General features: G+C 67.6%; 18 protein-coding genes. 4 read left to right on the forward strand and 14 right to left on the reverse strand.

Annotated features, from left to right (window positions below; translation table 11 throughout):
- Nucleotides 1-99: 99 nt before the first annotated feature.
- From GKO32_RS12295 to GKO32_RS12310, 4 genes are all read right to left on the reverse strand, one after another.
- Entirely contained in the window at nucleotides 100-1,287 is a 1,188-nt protein-coding gene (locus GKO32_RS12295; protein ID WP_154756976.1) for a cytochrome P450, read from the reverse strand.
- Between the two features lie 20 nt (nucleotides 1,288-1,307).
- Nucleotides 1,308-2,462, reverse strand: a complete 1,155-nt coding sequence (locus tag GKO32_RS12300) for an NAD(P)/FAD-dependent oxidoreductase (RefSeq protein WP_154756977.1) — start codon at nucleotides 2,460-2,462, stop codon at nucleotides 1,308-1,310.
- 3 nt (nucleotides 2,463-2,465) lie between these two features.
- The gene (locus tag GKO32_RS12305; RefSeq protein ID WP_154756978.1) at nucleotides 2,466-2,660 is read right to left on the reverse strand and encodes a ferredoxin; all 195 of its coding nucleotides are present in this window, start codon (nucleotides 2,658-2,660) and stop codon (nucleotides 2,466-2,468) included.
- A gap of 182 nt (nucleotides 2,661-2,842) precedes the next feature.
- Nucleotides 2,843-3,181 (reverse strand): hypothetical protein, encoded by a 339-nt coding sequence (locus tag GKO32_RS12310; protein ID WP_154756979.1) that lies wholly within the window; start codon nucleotides 3,179-3,181, stop codon nucleotides 2,843-2,845.
- Nucleotides 3,182-3,473: 292 nt separating this feature from the next.
- Between GKO32_RS12310 and GKO32_RS12315 the strand changes: the two genes are divergently transcribed.
- Entirely contained in the window at nucleotides 3,474-4,250 is a 777-nt protein-coding gene (locus tag GKO32_RS12315) for a GntR family transcriptional regulator (RefSeq protein WP_154756980.1), read from the forward strand.
- 2 nt (nucleotides 4,251-4,252) lie between these two features.
- Here the strand turns inward: GKO32_RS12315 and GKO32_RS12320 are convergent, their stop codons facing one another.
- Together GKO32_RS12320 and GKO32_RS12325 are read right to left on the reverse strand one after the other, a co-directional pair.
- Nucleotides 4,253-4,897: a GntR family transcriptional regulator gene (locus tag GKO32_RS12320; protein ID WP_208024385.1), complete on the reverse strand. Its 645-nt coding sequence runs from the start codon at nucleotides 4,895-4,897 to the stop codon at nucleotides 4,253-4,255.
- Nucleotides 4,894-6,054 carry an acyl-CoA dehydrogenase family protein gene (locus GKO32_RS12325; protein ID WP_154756981.1) on the reverse strand — a complete coding sequence of 387 codons (1,161 nt, stop codon included), beginning with the start codon at nucleotides 6,052-6,054 and terminating at the stop codon, nucleotides 4,894-4,896. The genes GKO32_RS12320 and GKO32_RS12325 overlap by 4 nt, the downstream gene beginning before the upstream one ends.
- Before the next feature lie 82 nt (nucleotides 6,055-6,136).
- Between GKO32_RS12325 and GKO32_RS12330 the strand changes: the two genes are divergently transcribed.
- Nucleotides 6,137-7,249: a CaiB/BaiF CoA transferase family protein gene (locus GKO32_RS12330; protein WP_154756982.1), complete on the forward strand. Its 1,113-nt coding sequence runs from the start codon at nucleotides 6,137-6,139 to the stop codon at nucleotides 7,247-7,249.
- A gap of 46 nt (nucleotides 7,250-7,295) precedes the next feature.
- Nucleotides 7,296-8,747 carry a phytoene desaturase family protein gene (locus tag GKO32_RS12335; RefSeq protein ID WP_312867822.1) on the forward strand — a complete coding sequence of 484 codons (1,452 nt, stop codon included), beginning with the start codon at nucleotides 7,296-7,298 and terminating at the stop codon, nucleotides 8,745-8,747.
- On the opposite strand, the gene GKO32_RS12340 is transcribed toward GKO32_RS12335, so the two are convergent.
- The 8 genes from GKO32_RS12340 to GKO32_RS12375 form a co-directional block, all read right to left on the reverse strand.
- Complete coding sequence (locus GKO32_RS12340; protein ID WP_246243584.1) at nucleotides 8,715-10,145, reverse strand: PH domain-containing protein; 1,431 nt, start codon at nucleotides 10,143-10,145, stop codon at nucleotides 8,715-8,717. The genes GKO32_RS12335 and GKO32_RS12340 overlap by 33 nt on opposite strands.
- A 77-nt stretch (nucleotides 10,146-10,222) precedes the next feature.
- Entirely contained in the window at nucleotides 10,223-10,717 is a 495-nt protein-coding gene (locus GKO32_RS12345) for a PH domain-containing protein (RefSeq protein ID WP_312867823.1), read from the reverse strand.
- 319 nt (nucleotides 10,718-11,036) lie between these two features.
- Nucleotides 11,037-11,567: a TetR/AcrR family transcriptional regulator gene (locus GKO32_RS12350; protein WP_312867824.1), complete on the reverse strand. Its 531-nt coding sequence runs from the start codon at nucleotides 11,565-11,567 to the stop codon at nucleotides 11,037-11,039.
- The gene (locus GKO32_RS12355) at nucleotides 11,540-12,343 is read right to left on the reverse strand and encodes an SGNH/GDSL hydrolase family protein (protein ID WP_154756984.1); all 804 of its coding nucleotides are present in this window, start codon (nucleotides 12,341-12,343) and stop codon (nucleotides 11,540-11,542) included. The genes GKO32_RS12350 and GKO32_RS12355 overlap by 28 nt, the downstream gene beginning before the upstream one ends.
- 72 nt (nucleotides 12,344-12,415) lie before the next feature.
- Nucleotides 12,416-13,975 carry a beta-N-acetylhexosaminidase gene (locus GKO32_RS12360; protein WP_154756985.1) on the reverse strand — a complete coding sequence of 520 codons (1,560 nt, stop codon included), beginning with the start codon at nucleotides 13,973-13,975 and terminating at the stop codon, nucleotides 12,416-12,418.
- A 105-nt stretch (nucleotides 13,976-14,080) separates the two neighbouring features.
- Nucleotides 14,081-15,946 (reverse strand): propionyl-CoA synthetase, encoded by a 1,866-nt coding sequence (locus tag GKO32_RS12365; RefSeq protein ID WP_154756986.1) that lies wholly within the window; start codon nucleotides 15,944-15,946, stop codon nucleotides 14,081-14,083.
- Between the two features lie 46 nt (nucleotides 15,947-15,992).
- On the reverse strand, nucleotides 15,993-16,307 hold the full coding sequence (locus GKO32_RS12370) for a hypothetical protein (protein ID WP_154756987.1): 315 nt from the start codon (nucleotides 16,305-16,307) through the stop codon (nucleotides 15,993-15,995).
- Nucleotides 16,304-18,028 carry an AbeC-like domain-containing protein gene (locus GKO32_RS12375; RefSeq protein ID WP_154756988.1) on the reverse strand — a complete coding sequence of 575 codons (1,725 nt, stop codon included), beginning with the start codon at nucleotides 18,026-18,028 and terminating at the stop codon, nucleotides 16,304-16,306. The genes GKO32_RS12370 and GKO32_RS12375 overlap by 4 nt, the downstream gene beginning before the upstream one ends.
- A 183-nt stretch (nucleotides 18,029-18,211) precedes the next feature.
- Between GKO32_RS12375 and GKO32_RS12380 the strand changes: the two genes are divergently transcribed.
- Nucleotides 18,212-19,936 (forward strand): serine/threonine-protein kinase, encoded by a 1,725-nt coding sequence (locus GKO32_RS12380; RefSeq protein WP_312867825.1) that lies wholly within the window; start codon nucleotides 18,212-18,214, stop codon nucleotides 19,934-19,936.
- The last annotated feature ends 4 nt before the right edge of the window (nucleotides 19,937-19,940 follow it).

Consider the following 19,940-nt stretch of genomic DNA (forward strand, 5'->3'; position numbering starts at 1 on the left):
CCCGACAACAACCCATCCCCGACCCCGACGAGGCCTGATAGGCAAAAAAACTGCGGCGGCACAACCCTTCCGGGATGTGCCGCCGCAGTGAGAAGACGCTTACGCCTTGCGGTGGAACGTGATCGGCAGCTTCTCGACCGAGAGACGCGGCCACGTCTTGCGCTCGATCTCACCGGCGAGTTCGAACGATTCGGTACGCGCGAGGAGTTCCTCTACGGTCACGCGCATCTGCATCCGGCCCAGCGGCGCACCGGGGCAGGTGTGGGCGCCCTTGCCGAAGGCCATGTGGCGGCGCTTGTCCTCCCGGTCGATGTCGAACTTGTCCGGGTCGGTCCAGGCGTTCGGGTCGAGGTTCGCCGAACCGTAGCTCACGAACATCGGGCATTCGGCCGGGATGGTCTGCTTGCCGATCTGAACCTCGCGCTTGGAACGCCGCGGCTGGATCTGCTGCGGAGTGTCGATGCGCAGGCCCTCTTCGATGGCGTCCGGAATCCGCTCGGGGTGCTCCCGGAGGTACTGCTGCAACTCGGTGTCGGCGGCGAGCCGCAACACCAGGTTGGCGATACCACTCGCTGTGGTGGAACGGCCCGCGAGGATCAGCGCGATGATGAGGCCGACGGCCTGCTCGTCGCTGATCGGCTCACCGTCCAGCCCGGCGGTGACGATCCGGCTGATCGGGTCATCACCGGGGTTCTCGCGACGCTCCTTGACGAGCTTGGCCAGCCCGGGGACGGCGCTCTCGAACAGTTCGACCGGCAGGCCCTTGCCCGGCTTGCGCATACCCGACCTGGTCTGAACCTCCATTTCGGACGACCAGTTGTCGTAGAACTGCCATTCCTGTTCCAGCTCGATCAGTTCGACGAGCGTGCGGGTCGGGAAGGCGTAAGCGAACTCGGCACCGAAATCGGCGGTCCCGGAATCGATCAGCGACTCGAGCATCTCAACGGCGATCGGCCGCATCTTCGCCTCGACGTCGGCGACGCGCTGCGGTCGGAAGAAAGAGTTGAACAGGCGCTTGTACGCGGCGTGCTCCGGCGGGTCGGCCATCAGCGGCAGGATGCGCGGCATTCCCTCGGGCACGGTGACACTGCTGAAGGTCTCCGGGTCCAGCGCGGCCTTCTCGACCTCCTCATAGGTGAAGATTCCCCACAGAGAGCCGCCTTCGCCATCCTCGTAGAGGGCGACCGCGTCCTGCTCGATGATGGGTTCGTAAGCGGGCAGAGCGCTGTCCACGCGACCGTGCGCCAGATCGCTCATCGCCGTTTCAGGGGCCCATTTCAACGTCATTGTCGTTTTCTCCTGTTCGTTCACGCGGCGGTGGACGTGCCGCTCTGCAGGCGTCGCCGGTACTGCAGGTGCTTGTCGTTGGCGTTGACGGTGATCGCCCCCGTCAGTTCTCCCTCGCGGTGCAGCTCCACGACCAGCTTGTGCCGTTCCGGTTCGTCGAGCACGACCTCGGCCGTGTCGGCACCGCGCACCAGCCCGACCGCGCGCAGCTTGCAGTCGTACTGATCGGACCAGAACGTCAGAACAGGTTGGTAGCGCGTGGGTTCGTCACCGTAGAGGTTGGTCGCCGCCGTGATCGCCATCTCCGCGGCGTTGGTCCAGTGTTCGACCCGCACCGGCTCGTCACTGAGGGGATGCGGCCAGGCGGCGACGTCGCCGGCCACGCCGATCTCCGGGTGGCCGACCGCGAGACAGCGGTCGTCGGACAGCACGCCGCCGTTTTTCAGCGTCAGCCCGGAATCGAGCAGCCATTCGCTGTTGGGCAGCGCGCCGATGGCGACCACGAGGAGATCGGTCGGGAGCGTCTGCCCGTCCGAGAGCCGGACGCCGGTCACCCGGTCGCTGCCGAGCACCTCGTCGACACCGGTCCCCAGGTGCAGGTCGACGCCGGCGTCCCGGTGCCATTGCCCGGCCCGGGTCCCGACCTCCGCGCCGAGTATCGCCATCGGATATTCGGCCACGTCGACCAGCGAGACCTCCAGCCCGAGCCCGCGGAACGTCGCCGCGATCTCGCAGCCGAGGAAGCCGGCGCCGATGATCACCGCCCGCTGGTGGTTGTCGGCGGCCTTGCGCAACGCCAGCGCGTCGTCCAGCGTGCGTAGCAGATGCACCCCGTCGAGTTGCTGGGGAAGGGATCTCGGCCGGCACCCGGTCGCGATGAGCAACTTCTCGTAGGGCAGTTCCGTGTCGTCGAGCCGGACGACGCGGCGTTCGACATCCAGGCCGGTCGCGGTGCGCCCGAGCAGCCAGGTGGCATCGAGGGCGTCGACGTTGAAGAAGGCCCGCTCCTGATCGAGCGCACCACCCAGCAGTTGTTTCGACAAGGGCGGCCGGTTGTACGGGCGATGGGGTTCATCGCCGACGATCGTCACGTCGCCGGCGTAACCGAGCCGGCGCGCTGCTTCCGCGCCCCGCAGACCGGCCAGGCCGGCGCCGACGACAACGAGCCCCGCCACCGATCAGCCTTCCACGATCAGTGCGGCCACCGGGCACAGCGCCGCGGCTCGGGTGACCTTCTCTCGCAAGGCTTCGTCCGGCTCGGCCACGAGCAGCTCGACGGTCTCGGAGTCGTCGGGGAGGGTGAAGACTTCGGGGGCTTCGATCACACACTCGCCATGCCCGTTGCACAGTGCGGCGTCGACGGTGACCTTCATGTGGCACTCCTCTTCTTGCTTCGCAGGACCTGCGGCTGCGCTGCGGCGCCAGGCGTCGAGCTCGTTCCCACGATAAACTGTATACATATTTTTTGCCCGGTCAAGCTGCCAGGACCCGACGCATGAAGGGCTCCTAGATCCTCGTCGACCGGCCTTCAACCACCACTCATAACTGTATGCAGTTATAAGCCGCCGGGCAAGTGGTGCTTTGGCGCGGACCGGCCGACCGGCAAGCGTGGCCACGGCTTGCGTTCGATCTCGCCGGCGAGTTCGAACGATTCGGTACGCGCGAGGAGCGCAGGGCCATCTTCGATGGCGTCCGGGATTCGCCCGGAGTGCGGCGGTGACGATCCGGCTGATCGGGTCATCACCTGGGTTCGGGTGGCGCTCTCGATCAGTTCCCCGGGCAGGCCCTTGTCCGCCCGGTCATCGACGAGCGGGCGGGCCGGGAAGGCGTAAGCGAAATCGGCGCTCCCGGAGCTGATTAGCGATTCGAGCATTTCGACGGCGATCGGCCGCATCTTCGCCTTGATATCGGCGACGCGCTGCGGGTGGAAGAAAGAGTTGAAGGTGCTTGTAGGGCGTGTGTTCGGGCGCGTCGGCCATCACCGTTTTCTGCTGTTCGTTCAGGGTGGCGGACGTACGGTTTCAGGGTGGCGCACCACGTCGACCGCGTGGAGCTTGTAGTCGTATTGACCTCGGCAAAGCTGTATACATATTTTCGGGAGTTCCGAGAGTCTCGTTGACCGACCTCCAATTACCAGCTATAACTGTATGCAGTTATAGGGCGCGGCTTGAGCTGGGGGAGGGACCGTGACTGAACTGGCATATCCGCCGGGTCGCCGTGGGCGCAAACCCGTTCCGGTGCCGGACGGGATCCAGCCACTGGCCATCACGAACCGGCGGGAGTGCTCCCCCGCGGTACACGCCTACCTGCGTGACCTCATCCTGACCGGCGTGCTCCGCCCTGGCGACGTGCTGGCCCAGAGTTCGCTGGCTCCCGCGCTGGGGGTGAGCCGGACTCCGGTGCGGGAGGCCATGCGGATGCTGATGGAGGAGGGGCTGCTCGACGGTCAGGTCAACCAGCAGGCCAGGGTGAGCGGTTTCGACACGGACGATCTGGACAGCGTGTTCGCCGGCCGGATCGTGCTCGAAACGCTCGCCATTCGCGCCACCGCGGGGGATCTCGGGCCTGCGGACGCGGACGTGATGCTCAAGGCACTGGTGCGGATGGCGGAGGCACCGGACCGCCGGGCGTGGCATCTTGCGCACCGCGCGCTGCACGACCAGGTGGTGCGCTCGGCACCGCCGCGCCTTCGGGAGCTACTGGGATCGTTCGGCGACAGGTGCGAGCAGTACATCGAGTTGCTGCGCTCCAGTATGGATTCCGAGCAGCTGGACACCACCCGGTTTCGCGAACACCAGACGCTGGTCGAGGCGGTGCGGGAACGGCGTTTCCGGGACCTGGAAATCGAAACCGCGTTGCACCGCGCCCGGACGGCCACGTTGCTCCTGAGCGAGATCGCACCCGAGTTCGACCCCGTTTCGGTCGAGTCCGCGCTCGGCATCGTGCGCGGCCGGTGCCCCTGAACTCAGTCGGCCAGAACGCGGGTGAGGACCTTGAGCGCGCGGTCCCGGTGTGCGTCGAGCGCGGCGACGACCTCGTCGATTGCCTTGCGGCGCACCGCGTCGAGGATTCCGTCATGCGCCTCGACCGCGTTTTCCCGTTCCTCCGGCGAGTTGTAGTACATCGCCCGGTAGGCCTCGGTGGAATCCCACAGCAACCGGATCAGGCGCAGCGTGTGGGTCTGCTCCGGCGATTCCAACAGTCCGAAGTGGAATCGCCGGTTGGCCGCCAGCTCCGCGGCCACGTCACCACGCCCGGCCGCTTCGGCGCAATCGCGGGCGGCGAGGGCCACCCGCTCGATGGCGTCAGCGTCCAAAGTGGGCAGTGCGGTCCGGACGGCCCGCTCTTCGAGTAGCCGGCGCAGCGCGTAGATCTCTTGCAGGTCCTCGATCCTCAGCTCGGTGATGAAGTATCCGCGCCGTGGCCGGTAGACGACCTGGCCTTCCTGTTCCAGGGACCGCAAGGCTTCGCGGACCGGAGCGAGGCTCACCCCGAGGCTGCCGGCGATCTCCTCCTGCAGCACGCGCTGGCCCGGCCGGTAGCGGCCATCCACGATCGCCCGGCGCAGCTCGTCGAGCGCGTGCTGCGCGGTCGTTCCCGGGCCGGTCACCGGAACGCGTCGATGCCGGTGAGCGCGGCGCCGATGACGAGGGAGTGCACATCGGCGGTGCCCTCGTAGGTGACCACGGATTCGAGGTTGTTCATGTGGCGGATCACCGGATACTCCAGGGTGATCCCGTTGGCGCCCAGTATCTGACGTGCGGTGCGGGCGACTTCCAATGCGGAGTTGACGTTGCCCAGCTTGCCCATGCTCACCTGTTCCGGCCGCAGTTTGCCGGCGTCCTTGAGCCGGCCGAGATGCAGTGCGAGCACGGTCGCCCGGTTGACTTCGAGCGCCATCGTCGCGAGTTTCTGTTGCTGGAGCTGGAAACCGCCGATCGGCTTGCCGAACTGGACGCGGGTCTTGCTGTAGTCGATCGCGGCTTCGAGGCAGGCGCGTGCGGCGCCCGCGGCGCCCCAGATGATCCCGTACCGCGCTTCGTTGAGACACGACAACGGACCGCGCAACGACGTCGCCTCGGGCAGGATCGCCGACGACGGCAGGCGGACGTCGTCCAGCACCAGTTCCGAGGTGATCGACGCGCGCAGGGACAGCTTCTTGTGGATGTCGTTGGTCGTGAAACCCTTGGTGCCCTGGGGAACCAGGAACCCGCGGACGCCTTCGTCGGTGCGTGCCCACACGATCGCGACGTCGGCGAGTGAACCGTTCGTGATCCACATCTTCCGTCCATTGAGGACCCAGTCGGCACCGTCACGGCGGGCGTTGGTGCGCATCGATCCCGGGTCCGACCCGGAATCCGGCTCGGTCAGGCCGAAACAGCCGACCGCCTCACCGGCCGCCATCCGCGGCAGCCATTCCTGCTTCTGCTCCTCCGAGCCCCAGCGGTGGATGCCGTACATCGCGAGCGAGCCCTGCACCGACACGAGGCTGCGAATACCGCTGTCACCGGCCTCCAGTTCGAGGCAGGCAAGGCCGTATGCGGTGGCGCTGGTTCCGGCACAGCCGTAGCCCTGCAGGTGCATGCCGAGTACCCCCAGTTTGCCCAGCTCCCGGACCAGTTCGCGGGGAATCCGTCCCTGGTCGAACCAGTCACCGACCTCCGGCAGCACGTGCTCGCCGACGAACGCCCGGACCGTGTCCCGGATGTCGCGCTCCTCGTCGGCGAGCGCATGGTCGACGGACAGGAAGTCCAGCGGGGTGGTCATCTCGGTCGCTCCTTGACCTTGTGCTCACGGACCCTTAGCGTGCGAATCCTCGATTTTCGAAACTCGAGGGAGATGCTCGCATATGTCCGCCGCCCTTGCCAACCTCCGCGTGCTCGACTTCTCCCGGGTGCTGGCCGGGCCGTTCGCCACGATGATGCTCGCCGACCTGGGCGCGACGGTCACGAAGATCGAACGCCCGGGCACCGGCGACGACACGCGCGCGTGGGGGCCGCCCTATGACGAGCGTGGTCAGGCGACCTACTTCCAGGCCGCCAACCGGAACAAGGACACGCTCACGCTCGACCTCTCGGATCCGGGTGACCGGGCCGAAGCGCGGCGGCTCGCGTTGTCCGCCGACGTGCTGGTCGAGAACTTCCGGCCGGGGCTGATGGCAGAGTTCGGCCTCGACGAGGACCAGCTCCGGCCCGGCAACCCCGGCCTGATCTACTGCTCCATCACCGGTTTCGGGCGCGGCGCCGGGGCCGGTCTGCCTGGCTACGACCTGCTCGTGCAGGCGCTCGGCGGACTGATGAGCGTCACGGGTGAGCCCGCTGGGGAACCGCAGAAGGTCGGCGTGGCCATGGTCGACGTGCTCACCGGGCTGTTCGCGACCACGGGCATCCTCACCGCGCTGCATCACCGGACACGCACCGGCGAGGGGCAACGGATCGACGTCGATCTCCTGTCCTGTCTGCTCTCGGCGCTGGTCAACCAGGCCAGCGCCTACACCTCCGGTGGCGTCGTACCCGGGCGCATGGGCAACCAGCACCCGAGCATCGCGCCCTACGAGCCGATTCCTTGTGCGGACGGGGAAATCGTGCTCGCGGTCGGGAACGACCGCCAGTTCGCCGAGCTCTGTGACGTCGTGGGCGCACCGGAGCTGGCCGCCGACGAGCGGTTCGCCACGAACACTGCCAGGGTGCGGCATCGCGCGCGGTTGCGGGCGGAACTGGTGCGCCTGCTGGGGGCGAGGCCTGCCGCGGGCTGGGTCGAGGAGCTGACCAGCAGACGGGTGCCGGCGGGGACGGTCAACGATGTCGCCGGCGCGTTCGCACTCGCCACGAAGCTCGGGCTCGCGCCCGTCGTGGAGCTGCCGCGGGCGGATGGCAGCACGGTGAACTTGGTGCGCAACCCGATCGGTCTGTCCGTCACGCCGCCGGTGTACCGCACCGCGCCACCGGATCTCGGTGCCTGACGGCGCCGGTGTTTGTCCGGTTCCCGGCAAGGGGTAGACCTGAGTCGTGTCGAGTGATGTCGTGGTGGTCGGGTCGGGGCCCAACGGGCTGGCCGCCGCGGTGCTCCTGGCGCGCACCGGGTTACGGGTGGAGGTGCGCGAGGGCGCGGACCAGCTCGGCGGTGGGATGCGGTCGCAGGCGCTGTTCGATTCCGAGGTCGTGCACGACATCTGTTCCGCGGTGCATCCGCTCGGCGCCGCGTCGCCGTTCTTCCGCGAGTTCGACCTGGCAGGCCGGGGGGTCGAGTTGTGCCAGCCGGAGATCGCTTACGGGCACCCGCTCGACGGTGGTCGTGCCGGTCTCGCCTACCGGAGCTTCGAACGCACCTGTGAGGCGCTCGGCGTGGACGGGCCGCGATACCGGAAGCTGATGCGGCCTCTTGTCCAGAACTCACCGGCCGATGCGCTGATGTCCGATCAGCGTTCCGTGGCGTTGGCGCTGATTCCGTTCGCCGCCGGGGTTCTCGCACAGGGCACGCCGCTCGCCCGGCATTTCTTCCGCGGTGAGGCAGCGGCCGCGATGCTCGCGGGTGTCGCGGCACACGCCGGGGCGAAGCTGCCGGGATTGCCGGCCGCGGGGATCAGCCTGCTGCTCGGCCATCTCGCGCACACCACGGGCTGGCCCATCGTGCGCGGCGGTACCCAGCGGATCGCGAACGCGCTCGCCGACGATCTGCTCGCCCACCACGGGATGATCCACATTGGACAGCCGGTGAGCGATTTACGTGAGCTGGCAAACTTTCGTGCCGTGCTGCTCGATGTCGGCCCGCGGAACCTGCTCGACCTCGCCGGCGATCTGTTGCCCGATGGTTACCGGCGGCGGCTCGAACGGTACCGGTACGGGCCGGGGTCGGCGAAGGTGGATTTCCTGGTGTCCGAACCGATTCCGTGGACGAACACCGAGCTGCGCCGGGCTGGGACGGTTCATCTGTGCGGGAACCAGGCTGCGGTGTACGCGAGCGAAAACGCCACCGCGCAAGGGAAACTGGCGGGCGAACCGTATGTGCTCCTGTCGGAGCCGATGGTCGCCGACGAAACCCGTGGCCTTCCTGGGAAACGCCCGGTGTGGGCGTATTGCCATGTGCCGAACGGAAATCCGGTCGATCCGACCGCGCTGATCCGGCGGCAGATCGAACGCTTCGCGCCCGGTTTCGGTGACACCGTGCTTGCCAGTCGCAGCGTGAATGCCTTGGCGCAGCAGGAATACAACCCGAACTATGTCGGTGGTGACGTCGCGGCCGGTGCCGTCGATCTCCGGCAGGTTGCCGGCCGGCCGGTGCTCGCGTGGAACCCGTATCGGACCCCGCTGCCGGGCGTGTATCTGTGCTCGGCAGCCACCCCACCGGGACCGGGGGTGCACGGGATGGCCGGTTACTTCGCGGCGAAAAGCTTGCTGCGCAACGAGTTCGGCGTTCGCTCGCTGCCGTCACTCGCGCCGGACAAGGAACGGGTCCAGTAACCCGGGCACGGCGTCGTGGGCGAGCGCGATCGCCTCGGCGGCTGGCACCTCGGCGCAGGTGTAGTGCTGGCGTCCCGCCGCCGTGGTCGCGGTGAGCGAGACCAGTCCCGCGCGGCGTTGGAAAAACGAGCGGTGCACCACCCAGCCGATCACGCCGTCCGAGGACAGCATGTACCGGCGCCGCACCAGACTGCCGTGGCGGAACACCAGCCGGCGGTCCAGCAGCCGGTGGCCGAGGTTGCGGAACCGGTCCTCGGCGAGCAGGGCGCCGGCCGGGAACAACGCGAGCGACAGCTGCCACGGCCACGCAGGCCAGCGGGCGAGCCACCACAACAACACGAACATTCCGGTCACGATGGCCGCTACCAGGAACGCGCGGCTGTAGCGGCGTCGGTGGGCTTTGCGGCCGTGGCGAAGGAGTTCGTGCACGGGCGGGACGGCGTCGCCGATGACTTCGCCCGCGACCCGTTGCGCCTCGGCCAGCGGCGCGGGTGGGAGCAGGACGGTGCCGCCGTGCTCGGCGCCGCGGCCGACGCGCAACCCTGTGGTGATCGCCATGCAGCGGGCCCCACCGGCGGCACGCAGCAACAGCGGTTCACTGATTTCGGCGCCACGTAAGCGCCGGACCTCGATCGTCGTCGATCGGCTGGTGAGCAGCCCGCGTGTCACGTGCAGTGTGCCGTTCGTGCGCACCAGCCGGAAGTTCCAGAACGCCAGGATGTAGGCAAGCGCGGACAATACCGCGACGAGCACCACCACGAACGCGGTGATTTCCACGACCGCGACGGGAACCGGCAGCGACGAGAGCTGGTTGATGATCGAGCGCAGCAAACCGAACTCGCCCGGGGCGACGCGGGTTTCGTTGAACAGGTTCACCAGTGAGCCGGCCACTACCCCGATGGTCGCGATACCGGACAATGTGAACGGTCCAAATCGGACCCAGCGAGGTTCCAGGCGGGCCATAATTTTGGCGTCGGTTGTCGGCTGCTCGAGGGAAACCTTGCGGTGCAACAGTTCCTCGCGCAACCTGGCTGCTGCCGGGGCGGCGAGCGCGTCGAGGGTGACGCCCTCGTTGTGCCGATCGGACCGGCCGGTGCCGATGACGACCCGGCTCAGCCCGAGAATCCGTTGCAGGGGATGGGCGGTAAGGTCGACCGAACGGACTCTGTCGCGGGGCACGGAAAGTTCGCGGCGGCGCAGGAGTCCACGCCGGACGCGGATGTGAGTGGGCGTAACCTGGTAGGTGGTGGTGAACCAGCGGAGGAGCCCGCCGATAATGGCGATGCCAAGGCCGATGAGGCTCCAGATCGGGCCATGCCCCCCGCGGCCGATGACCAGCACGCCGAGCAGGACGGGCAGGAAGCGGATAATCTCCTGAACCGGGTGCACCGCAAGCATTTTCGGGCTGAGACGGTGCCAGGGTACGGTGGTTTCCAGGTCTGGGTGGCGAGTTGTGGTGCTGTGCTGGGGCACGCTCATGTCGCGTCCCCGACGGTTGCCTGTGTTCTGGCGGCAAGCTCGGCTGCAAGACGTTGTGCAGTATCAAGATCGAGACCGTGGATGTGCACAGGCCCACGTGCCGATGCCGTGGTAACGGTCAGATTGGCCAGCCCGAACATCCGTTCCAGCGGGCCACGTTCGGTGTCGACGGTCTGGATGCGGGAGACGGGTGCGATCCGGCGCTCCTGGTTGAACCAGCCGGACTGGGTGTACACGACCTGATCGGTGGTCTCCCAGCGGTGCACGCGGTAACGCCACTGCGGCATGATCAGCAGATGCGCAATGGCGACCCCGGCGGTGACGAATATTGCAATGGTCAGCGGAGCGCCGCCGCCGCCGAGAAGCAGCCAGAGCAGTTCACCGACCAGCGGAACAACCCACCCCAGCGCCGCCCGGGACGCCCAAAACAAGACGGCACGGCGAGCCACCAGGTTCACCGGCGGCCGCAGATCCAGCACAGGTTCGGTCACACCCCCACAATGCCAGCAAAAAGAGGGTAGGAACTACCCAACTCGACCACCTTGCCAAGGTGAGGTCCCGTTGGGCCAGTTATCCCGGAGCCAGCCCGCCGGCGAGGCAATCTTTTTTGTCGCGCTTCGCGCGATGCCTGTGGTCGCTTCACGTGCGGAGGTGACCGGGCGCTGGGCGCCCTCGTGGGGGGACCCACCCCCGCCCCACTTCGCCTGAGTGTTGCGGAGGCTTCGTGTTGGTCCGGGGGTGGGAGTGGACGGTGGGTCCGTTGGCGGCTTTTCGTTGCCAGGCGGTGGTTCTGCTCGCCAAAAAATACTGTCACCCCAGGTAGGCTTCCAGTGTCAAGTCCAATGTGGTCGGTAGGTCCCGGTCTACCAAACCGCCCCAGAGCCATAGTTCCGCTAAACCGTGCAGTGCTGCCCAGAGGGAGGCTGCCAGCGTTCGGGGTTCGGCGCCTGGACGCCAGCCTGTTGCTTGTGCGTCCGCGACGAGGGTGGTGAAGCGGGCGAACAGTGCCTGGTCCAAGGCTGCCGTATCAATGAGATCGTGCCGGAACATCAGCTCGAACATCGCCGGGTTTTGTTGTGCGAACTCGATGTAGGCCCGGCAGGCCGCGAGCAGTCGGGCTTGGGCGCCACCAGCCGGGAGGGTGACTTCGGCGAGTTCGGCGAAACCTTCGCTCGCAACCGCCGAAAGTAATTCGGCTCGACCGTTGAAATGGCGCAACGGTGCACCATGCGAGACCCCGGCCGCCCGTGCGATGCGCCGCAAAGTGACAGCTTCGACGCCTTCCGCGGCCAGGAGTGCGACCGCGGTCGTGATCAGGCGCCGCCGGGGATCGGGGTCCACGGGGTCATCTCATCGAGAACCGGCAGCAGCTCCGGACGTTTCGGCGTGAAGCCATCGCCGGGCGAGCGGCCCGTCAACCAGTTGCGGGTGCGGCTCACGGCTACCGGTACCACTTCCCGCCACATCCAGGATGCGTGCGCCCGCAATCCCGGGTGCAGCGGCTCTCCTGGCAGCGGTTCCAACCACGCCGGATCGAACGGGATTTCCAGTCGAGCCAGCAAATGCGCCGCCAGCCGACGGTGCCCGGGCTCGGAAAGATGCAGCCGGTCCGGGCCGAAATAGCGGAGATCCTGCACATCCTCATCGGCGAGATCCACCAGGATTGCACCATGGTCCGCCGCCGCGGTACGGATCGCCGCGTTCAATGCATCGATCCGCGGCCGGACCCGCAGCACACCCGGGATCCGGCTCGACACATCGCTCAGGGTGAAAACCACGACCGTCGGCACCGACCTGGTCAGAATGCGAACCGCCGCATCGACCCGTTTCGCCACGACCTCTGCCCGGAAGTTTCTCGTCATGACGTCGTTCGCGCCGCCGAACAATGCGACCAGATCAGGCTGAAGATCAAGCGCGGACGGGATCTGTTCGACGACGATCTGATCCAGTCGCCGACCCCGCACCCCGAGGTTGGCGTACCGGAGCTGGGGGTTGACCGTGGCGAGAGCCGCCGCGGCCAGGTCCGCCCAGCCCCGGTATGTCGTGCCGTCCGGATACGGGTCGTGCAGCCCCTCGGTGCAACTGTCCCCGAGGGCAATGAATCGTTCGTACTGCATTCAGGTCTCCGTCATGAGTTGTTCACCCAAGAAGACCTTGTTATCAAAAATTGTAGACAGTGTCTACAGTGCTCACTTCCAGTCGACCTGTGGTGACCGATAGAAGTCGATCCCCTCGGCCACCCAACGTGGACCCTGGCCGGCCAGCCGCGCCCGGTAGGAATCCCAGTCATGCGTGGACCGCGGTGACCAGCCGATCTCGGCGATCCCCGCCAGCCGCGGAAAGGCCATGAACTCGATCGCGTCGCTGTTGGTCAGCGTCTCCGACCACAACGGCGCCTCGACGCCGGCCACCTGTTGCTCGCTCACGCCTTGCACTGCCGTCGCGGGGTCCCAGTCGTACGAGTCCTTGACCTCGACGTACCCGGCCCAGTGCAGGCCGAGCGGGCTGTCCGGGTTGTACTGCATGTCGAGGTACGCCTTGTTCGCCGGCGACATCAGGATCTTGTTGCCACGCGCCGCCGCCGCGGCCGTCGCGTCGTCCTGGCCGTCGGTGTCCCAGAATTGTGGCACCGCGCTCACCGGCGGGTTGACCTTCGCGATCTCGTGCCAGCCTTGCGCGAGTTTCCCGTATTTCGCGACGATCGGCAGGACGTTGCCCATGAACTTCTGGTAGTCCGCGTCGGTTGTCGCATGCGCCTCGTCACCGCCGATGTGCAGGTATTTTCCGGGCGTGAGCGCCGCCAGCTCGCGGATCACGTCGTCGAGGAACTTGTACGTGATGTCCTTGTCCACACAGAAGGAGCTGAAACCGACGTCGATCCCGGTGTACAGCGGCGGTGCCACGCCGTCGCAGTTGAGCTCCGGGTACGAGGACAGCGCCGCGTTTGTGTGCCCGGGCATGTCGATCTCGGGGATGACCGTGATGTGCCGTGACGCGGCGTAGGCCACGAGGTCCCGGTACTGCTCCTGGGTGTAGTAACCGCCAGTGCCGCCGCCGACCTCGGTGCTGCCGCCGTGGATCGCGAGGTTCGGCCGGCTTTTGATCTCGATGCGCCAGCCCTGGTCGTCCGCGAGGTGCAGGTGCAACCGGTTGATCTTGTACTGGGCCAGCTGGTCGATGTACAGCTTGACCTGGTCCGGCGTGAAGAAATGCCGCGCCACGTCGAGCATCGCGCCGCGGTAGCCGAACCGCGGGTAGTCGGTGATGCTGCCGCCGGGCACGACCCAGCGAGCCCGCTGCACGGACTTCGACTCGATCGACGCGGGCAGCAGCTGCCGCAACGTCTGGACACCGGCGAACAATCCGTCGGTGGTGTTCGCGCGGATGGTCACGCCGCGCCTGGTGACGTCGAGCCGGTAGCCCTGGTCGCCGACTCTCGCGGTCGGGCCGAGGTCGAGCTCGATCTTCGAGCCGCCCGCGAACGGCACCACGGGCAACCGGTATCCGGTGGCCGGCCGCAGCAGGTCACCGAGATAGCCGGCGACCTGCCGGGCATCGCGGCCGGCGACGATGGCGGTCGCCGGGTCGAGCCGGAAATCGGCTCTGGGGTTGGGTTTCGCGTCAACGGGGATGGGGATGATGTCGGTCAGCTGCCGGCTGGGCTGGTCCGCGCTCGCCGGTCGGGCGAAAGCGGGGAGCGCCAGCAAAGCCGCGCCGAGCAAGATGGCCAGGGACACGCGTCTACGCATCGGGCACACTCCGGCTGTCGGGAGTAGCGGATGTCAAAGGTATAGACCATTACCTCCGCGTAGGCAATGCCTCCCCGATGCCCGATCGGGCAGCCGAAGCCGGATTCAACGCAGGATAGGTCGCAGCGCGTCCAGCACCGACGGGTCCTCGATGGTGGACGGCACCGGCTCGTTGCGCCCTTCCGCGATACCGCGCATCGTCTTGCGCAGGATCTTGCCGGACCGCGTCTTCGGTAGCGCGTCCACAATGGACACTTGGCGGAATGCCGCCACCGGCCCGATTTCACGGCGCACCGCGGCGACGAGCTCCTCGCGCAGCGCGTCCTCCTCGATGTCCGCCCCGGCCTTGAGCACGACCAACCCGCGCGGCAGCTGGCCTTTCAGCTCGTCGTGGACACCGATCACCGCGCACTCGGCCACCGCCGGATGTGCGGCCAGCACGGCTTCCATCGACCCGGTCGACAACCGGTGACCGGCCACGTTGATCACGTCGTCGGTGCGGCCCATGACGAACAGGTAGCCGTCCTCATCCTGGTAACCGGAATCGCCGGTCAGGTAGAAACCCGGGTACTGCGACAGGTACGAGTCGATGTAGCGCTGGTCGTCGCCCCACAACGTCGGCAGAGTGCCGGGCGGAAGCGGCAACCTGATCGCGATCGCGCCTTCGTGCCCGGCGGGCACCGGCTCACCGGCGGGGTCGAGTATCCGCACGTCATACCCCGGCAGCGGCACTGTCGCCGAACCCGGCTTCACCGGCATCGGCTCGACACCGCGCGGGTTCGCCACGATCGGCCAGCCGGTTTCGGTCTGCCACCAGTGATCGATGACCGGGGTGCCGAGTTTTTCGTGTGCCCAGTGGTAAGTCTCGGGGTCGAGCCGTTCCCCGGCCAGGAACAGGGTCTTGAAATGAGTCAGGTCATAGGCCTGCAACTCGCGGGCGTCCGGGTCGACGCGTTTGATCGCGCGCAACGCGGTCGGCGCGGTGAACAACGCCTTCGCGCGGTGCTCGGAGATGACCCGCCAGAACGCGCCGGCATCGGGGGTGCCGATCGGTTTTCCTTCGTACAGCACGGTTGTCGCCCCGATGAGCAACGGCCCGTACACGATGTACGAGTGCCCGACGACCCAGCCGACATCGGACGCGGTCCACCAGATGTCACCGGGCTGGATGTCGTAGGCCGCGCCCATCGACCACGCCAGCGCGACCGCGTGCCCGCCGTTGTCACGCACGACGCCCTTCGGTTTCCCGGTGGTGCCCGAGGTGTAGAGGATGTATAGCGGATCGGTTGCCGCGACGGGCACCGGGCCGACCGGCTCCGCGGACAGAGCAGCCCAGTCCACGTCGCGCGAGCCCAGCTCAGCGCGCGCCGCATCCCGTTGCAGCACAACGACTTTGTCCGGCTGATGCGTCGTCGTGGCGAGCGCAGCGTCGATGATCGGCTTGTACTCGACGACCCGGGTCGGCTCGACCCCGCATGAGGCCGCGACGATGACCTTCGGCTTCGCGTCCTCGACGCGGGCGGCCAGCTCCTTCGGTGCGAAACCGCCGAAGACGACCGAGTGCACGGCGCCGAGCCGTGCGCAGGCCAGCATCGCGATGACGGCCTCGGGCACCATCGGCAGGTAGATGATCACCCGGTCGCCTTTGCCCACCCCGAGCGAGCGCAGCGCACCGGCGAAACGCGCGACCTCGTCCCGCAGTTGCGCGTAGGTGTACGTCCGCTTACCCGACGTCACGGGCGAATCCCAGATCAGCGCCGCCTGTTCACCGCGACCGCGTTCGACATGCCGGTCCAGCGCGTTGTACGAGGTGTTCAGCTCGCCGTCGGGAAACCAGCGGTAGAGCGGCGGATTCGTCGCGTCGAGGGCCTGCCGCGGGGCTCGCACCCAGTCGATGGCTTTGGCCGCGTCGAGCCAGAACCCGTCCGGGTCGGTGAGGCTGCGCTGGTACTCCTCCGCGTAGGTGCCCATGAGACAGACCTCCTCGTCATTGAGCCGGTGCCTCCCACATCATGGCTCAAAGCGCGGAAATCAGCTCGTGTACCGCGGTGACGGTTTTCGTGACAGGGCCGCTGACCTCGGACACTCCGGTCAGCAGCTCCTTGATTTTTTCCCACCGTGACCGCACTTCCGCGGGTTTCGCCGCACCGGATGCGACGTCCTCCCGCAGCCGGGTGAGCTCCGCCTTCGCCTGAGGCGCTTCCTCACGCAACTGGCCGAGCAGTTCGGCGAGGCGCGGGTTGTGCACCGTCGCGCCGCTGAGATCGCCACTCACCTTGCCGCCGACGTTGAAGGCGCCGTAGTTGTCCCCGCCGATGTTGACGTTGTTCATTTCTCCGCTCCCGCCCGCACGGTCGCGCCGCTCATGTCCCCGCTCACCTTGCCGCCGACGTTGAACGCCCCGAAGTTGTGCTCGATGGTGACGTCGTTGTTCACGACCATCTCTGCCTGGCGTTCGAAGGTGGCGGGCGAGTAACCCGAGTCGCGCAGGATCCGGCTGATCGCCGGGATCAGCCTGCTGTGCATGATCTTTTCGTACCGCTCGATGTCGACGAGCTGGAAATAGTTCGGCACCTCGTTGGCCGCGGCCATCTCGCGCAACGTGCGCAGGGTGCCGTACGCGTCGGGGTTGATGATCTCGCGCTCGCGGCGCAGCGGGCGGATCAGCCCGAGGGTGTGCACGGTGCGGCCGAGGATCGACGCGGGCAGCTTCACCCAGCGCAGCAACGCCTGCCCGAGCGGCACGGCGATATTGGAGTTCAGCTTGTCGACCGCGCGGTATTCCTCGCGGACCGGCGGTAGCACACACGGCGTCCATTCCAGGTACAGCGTGGTCTCGTCGACCGCCGCGTGCAGGAAGCTCGACATCACCAGGTCGCGGTCCCACGTCTCGACCTGGAAGCACAGGTAGTAGCGCGCCCATTCGCGTGGTTGACGGCGCAGGGCTGCGACCTCCGTGGCCGGCAACGTCGAGTTCGGCGGAAAGTCCACATGGGACAGATAGAGATCCGTGGTGGAATCGGGCAGGTGGTCGATGAGCTCCGACGCCGACGCGTACACCGCGTCGATGATTTTCAGGCTGCGCAGGCGCTGATCCGGAGAAAGCGCGTTGCTGGCCTGGAGCGCCGACATCGCTTCGCGCACCCGGTCGTACAGGGAGATCGTGGTGAGCTCGTCGAACGGGGAGCCGTCCGGTTTCGTGTCCTGTGACAGTTTTTCCAGCGGCAGCGCCATGGACCACGGTTCGCGGTGCAGCCCGGCGCCGACGAACGGGTTGTAGCCGCGATGCACGATCAGCGGCGCGCCGCCGGCGGTCTGCGGTGCCGGTGTGCGGTAACGGTCGAGATTGCCGAGGAACCGGCGTGGACTCACCGCGAGCAGTTGCTCCTCCGCGTCGGTCGGGCCTGCTGGGGGCCGGTTCCTTGTGCCGTAACCAAAGCGGGTCCGCAGGACGTTCCACACGAACAGCCGGTCGAGAATCAGGACCACGCCGATCAGCACCAGCGGGATCAACGCGTACGGCCACAGTTGCGCGGGCGGCTCGTACGGGTAGACGTCGTCGTAGTAGTACCGGTCGCGTGAACTGGAGCCGAAGGCCCCCTGCAGCGCGCCGGAGGCCAGGCTGCCGATCAGCAGGATCCCCACGATGACCGCGATGACGCCGCCGGCCTTGCGCGTCCTGGCGGCGGTGGCGAGCTTGGTGCCGGTGCCGGTGCCGGACTTGCCGGCGGCGACCAGCATCGACGGGATCGCGGCGGCGACGCCCACGATGAGCCAGCCGTAGAGCAGCCAGGTGCCCCACGCCAGCCAGATGAACAGGCCGGCGAGGACGGCGAGCGCGCCGTCGCGGTACTTGCGGCGGGTGCGGGACGCGATGGCCTCGACGAGCACGTTCGCGGGCTGGAAACCCGGCGATGGCGGGACCGGCCGGGTCGGCTCGACGACGAACTCGCGGATCGCGGCATCCGCATAGCGGAAGTCGACGTGCGCGGCGGCGCACAGGTAGCGCGTCGTGTCGTCCTGCGGCACAGCAGTGTCGGGCACGGTGGACATCAGCTTCTCCCCAGTACTTGTCCGTGTGCGAACGAGCGCCGAACGTAACACGAGGAGCCCCTATGGGTAACCGCTATTGGGGGAAACCAGGGAGAATCCGGGCGGCAACCTGCCGGTCGGGCCCCGCGTCCCAAGGACGAATAGGGTGGAGGCCCGAAAGGAACCCAGCAGGAGGGACCGGCGGTGAACGCTTTCGCGAGCTGGTTGCTGTCGCTCGCGCACACCTTGTTCAACCCGGGGTTCTGCCCCGGGGACTGGGTGTGGGCAACAAGCGCGGCCGGCGCGCTCATCGCGTTGGTCCCGGTGCTGGGCGCCGTGATCGTGGCGATCATGCGCAAGTTCACCGGCAACACCTACGACGCGGCCACCATCAGCGTGATCGCGGTGGTGGGCCTGGTGACGGTGTTCCTGGTGCCGTGGCTGCTGGCCAACGGCGTTTCGGCCTCGTTCCGCGCCGCGGCCGCCGGGCAACCATCCGGGCTGTCCGGCGCCGAACTGGGCACGCTCAACCGGGACTACTGCGGTTTCATCGGGCGGCAGAGCGAGTACCTCGGCGGCGGGCAGAACGTGTTCGAGACGCTGTTCTACCCGTCGGGCAACAGACTTGCGTACGGCTACTACCTCGGTGCGCTCATCGGCCTGCCGGTGGTGACGCTGTTCTTCATGATCTTGCAGGCCAGGTCCGCGATGCGGCGCGGGCAGAAGTGGCCCGGCCGCCTGCTGTGGGTGCCGTACGTGCTGTTCGTGGTGCTGAGCTCGACGGTCGAGGCCAACACGGCGGTGCACCTATGGCTCGGTTTCCTGCCGGTCGCGATCCTGGGCCTGATCCCGATCGCACTGGTCGGGCCGCCGCCGTGGGCGGTGATCAACCGGCCGCGGCGGGAACGCAACCCGGAACCGCCGCCGCGGCCCACGCCGCCGCCTCAGCAACCGCCGCCTGCACCGCCGAAGAAGGACTACGCGCCCACGGCTCTCGCGCCCGCGGAGCAACTCGCGTCCGCGCCCGGTCCGGTGCCTGTCCCGCCAGGCTCGACGTCGAACGGCAGTGAACGGTACCGGCGGGTTCGCCGGCTCGGGCACGGTGGCTTCGGCACGGTGTGGGAGGCGGTGGACAACCAGCTGGGCCGCACGGTCGCGTTGAAGATCGCGCACGCACCGGACCGCGACACCGAGGAACGCATGCGCCGGGAAGCCCGCGCGCTCGCGATGGTGAGTCACCCGAACTGCGTCAAGGTGTACGACCTGGTGGAGGAGCCGGACGGGCTCGCACTGGTGATGGAATACCTGGAAGGTCAAGCGCTGGCCACGGCGGTGGACGGTCAGGGCCCCCTCGACGACGTCGCGGCCGCACGTCTGTGGGCGACCACGGCGGGAGCCCTTGCGGCTGCGCACGACAAGGGGGTGCTACACCGGGACATCAAGCCGTCGAACATCATCCTCGACCCCGGCGGTCTGCCACACTTGATCGACTTCGGCATCGCCCGCAGCCGCGGCGATTCGACGATGACCGCCACCGGCATGATGATCGGCACCCCGGACTTCGTCGCCCCGGAACAGGCAGCCGGTGCGGCGGCCTCGCCGGCTTCGGACGCCTGGCAACTCGCGGCGACGGTTTCCTATGCGCTGTCGGGCTATCCACCGCGCGGCACCCGCGAAAGCCCGATGGCGGCGCTCATGGCAGCGGCGAGGGGCGAACCGGCTTCCCGCCTGCCACAACGCTCCGCACACGCCCGGCTGCTCATCGCCTCCCTGGACAACGAACCTCGCCGCCGTCCCACCCTCAACGTCATCCAACGGGAAATCGAAGGCTGGCTGGCCCGAGCAGGAAAATCCCCAGACGGCCCAGTGACGAGAATCGTGCCAAGAAACCAAACCTCAGCAACAAGAGCCCTACCCCCGCGACGCTAACCCG

The sequence above is a fragment of the Amycolatopsis pithecellobii genome (assembly GCF_009707865.1).
In the GTDB taxonomy this organism is placed as follows: Bacteria; Actinomycetota; Actinomycetes; order Mycobacteriales; family Pseudonocardiaceae; genus Amycolatopsis_E; species Amycolatopsis_E pithecellobii.

Bases quoted from the DNA above. Each gene is read 5' to 3' on its own strand.
- GKO32_RS12295 (WP_154756976.1), bottom strand. From the start codon at position 1,287: ATGACGTTGAAATGGGCCCCTGAAACGGCGATGAGCGATCTGGCGCAC.
- GKO32_RS12305 (WP_154756978.1), bottom strand. From the start codon at position 2,660: ATGAAGGTCACCGTCGACGCCGCACTGTGCAACGGGCATGGCGAGTGT.
- GKO32_RS12310 (WP_154756979.1), bottom strand. From the start codon at position 3,181: ATGCGGCCGATCGCCGTCGAAATGCTCGAATCGCTAATCAGCTCCGGG.
- GKO32_RS12325 (WP_154756981.1), bottom strand. From the start codon at position 6,054: ATGACCACCCCGCTGGACTTCCTGTCCGTCGACCATGCGCTCGCCGAC.
- GKO32_RS12330 (WP_154756982.1), top strand. From the start codon at position 6,137: ATGTCCGCCGCCCTTGCCAACCTCCGCGTGCTCGACTTCTCCCGGGTG.
- GKO32_RS12340 (WP_246243584.1), bottom strand. From the start codon at position 10,145: ATGCTTGCGGTGCACCCGGTTCAGGAGATTATCCGCTTCCTGCCCGTC.
- GKO32_RS12355 (WP_154756984.1), bottom strand. From the start codon at position 12,343: ATGCAGTACGAACGATTCATTGCCCTCGGGGACAGTTGCACCGAGGGG.
- GKO32_RS12360 (WP_154756985.1), bottom strand. From the start codon at position 13,975: ATGCGTAGACGCGTGTCCCTGGCCATCTTGCTCGGCGCGGCTTTGCTG.
- GKO32_RS12365 (WP_154756986.1), bottom strand. From the start codon at position 15,946: ATGGGCACCTACGCGGAGGAGTACCAGCGCAGCCTCACCGACCCGGAC.
- GKO32_RS12370 (WP_154756987.1), bottom strand. From the start codon at position 16,307: ATGAACAACGTCAACATCGGCGGGGACAACTACGGCGCCTTCAACGTC.
- GKO32_RS12375 (WP_154756988.1), bottom strand. From the start codon at position 18,028: ATGTCCACCGTGCCCGACACTGCTGTGCCGCAGGACGACACGACGCGC.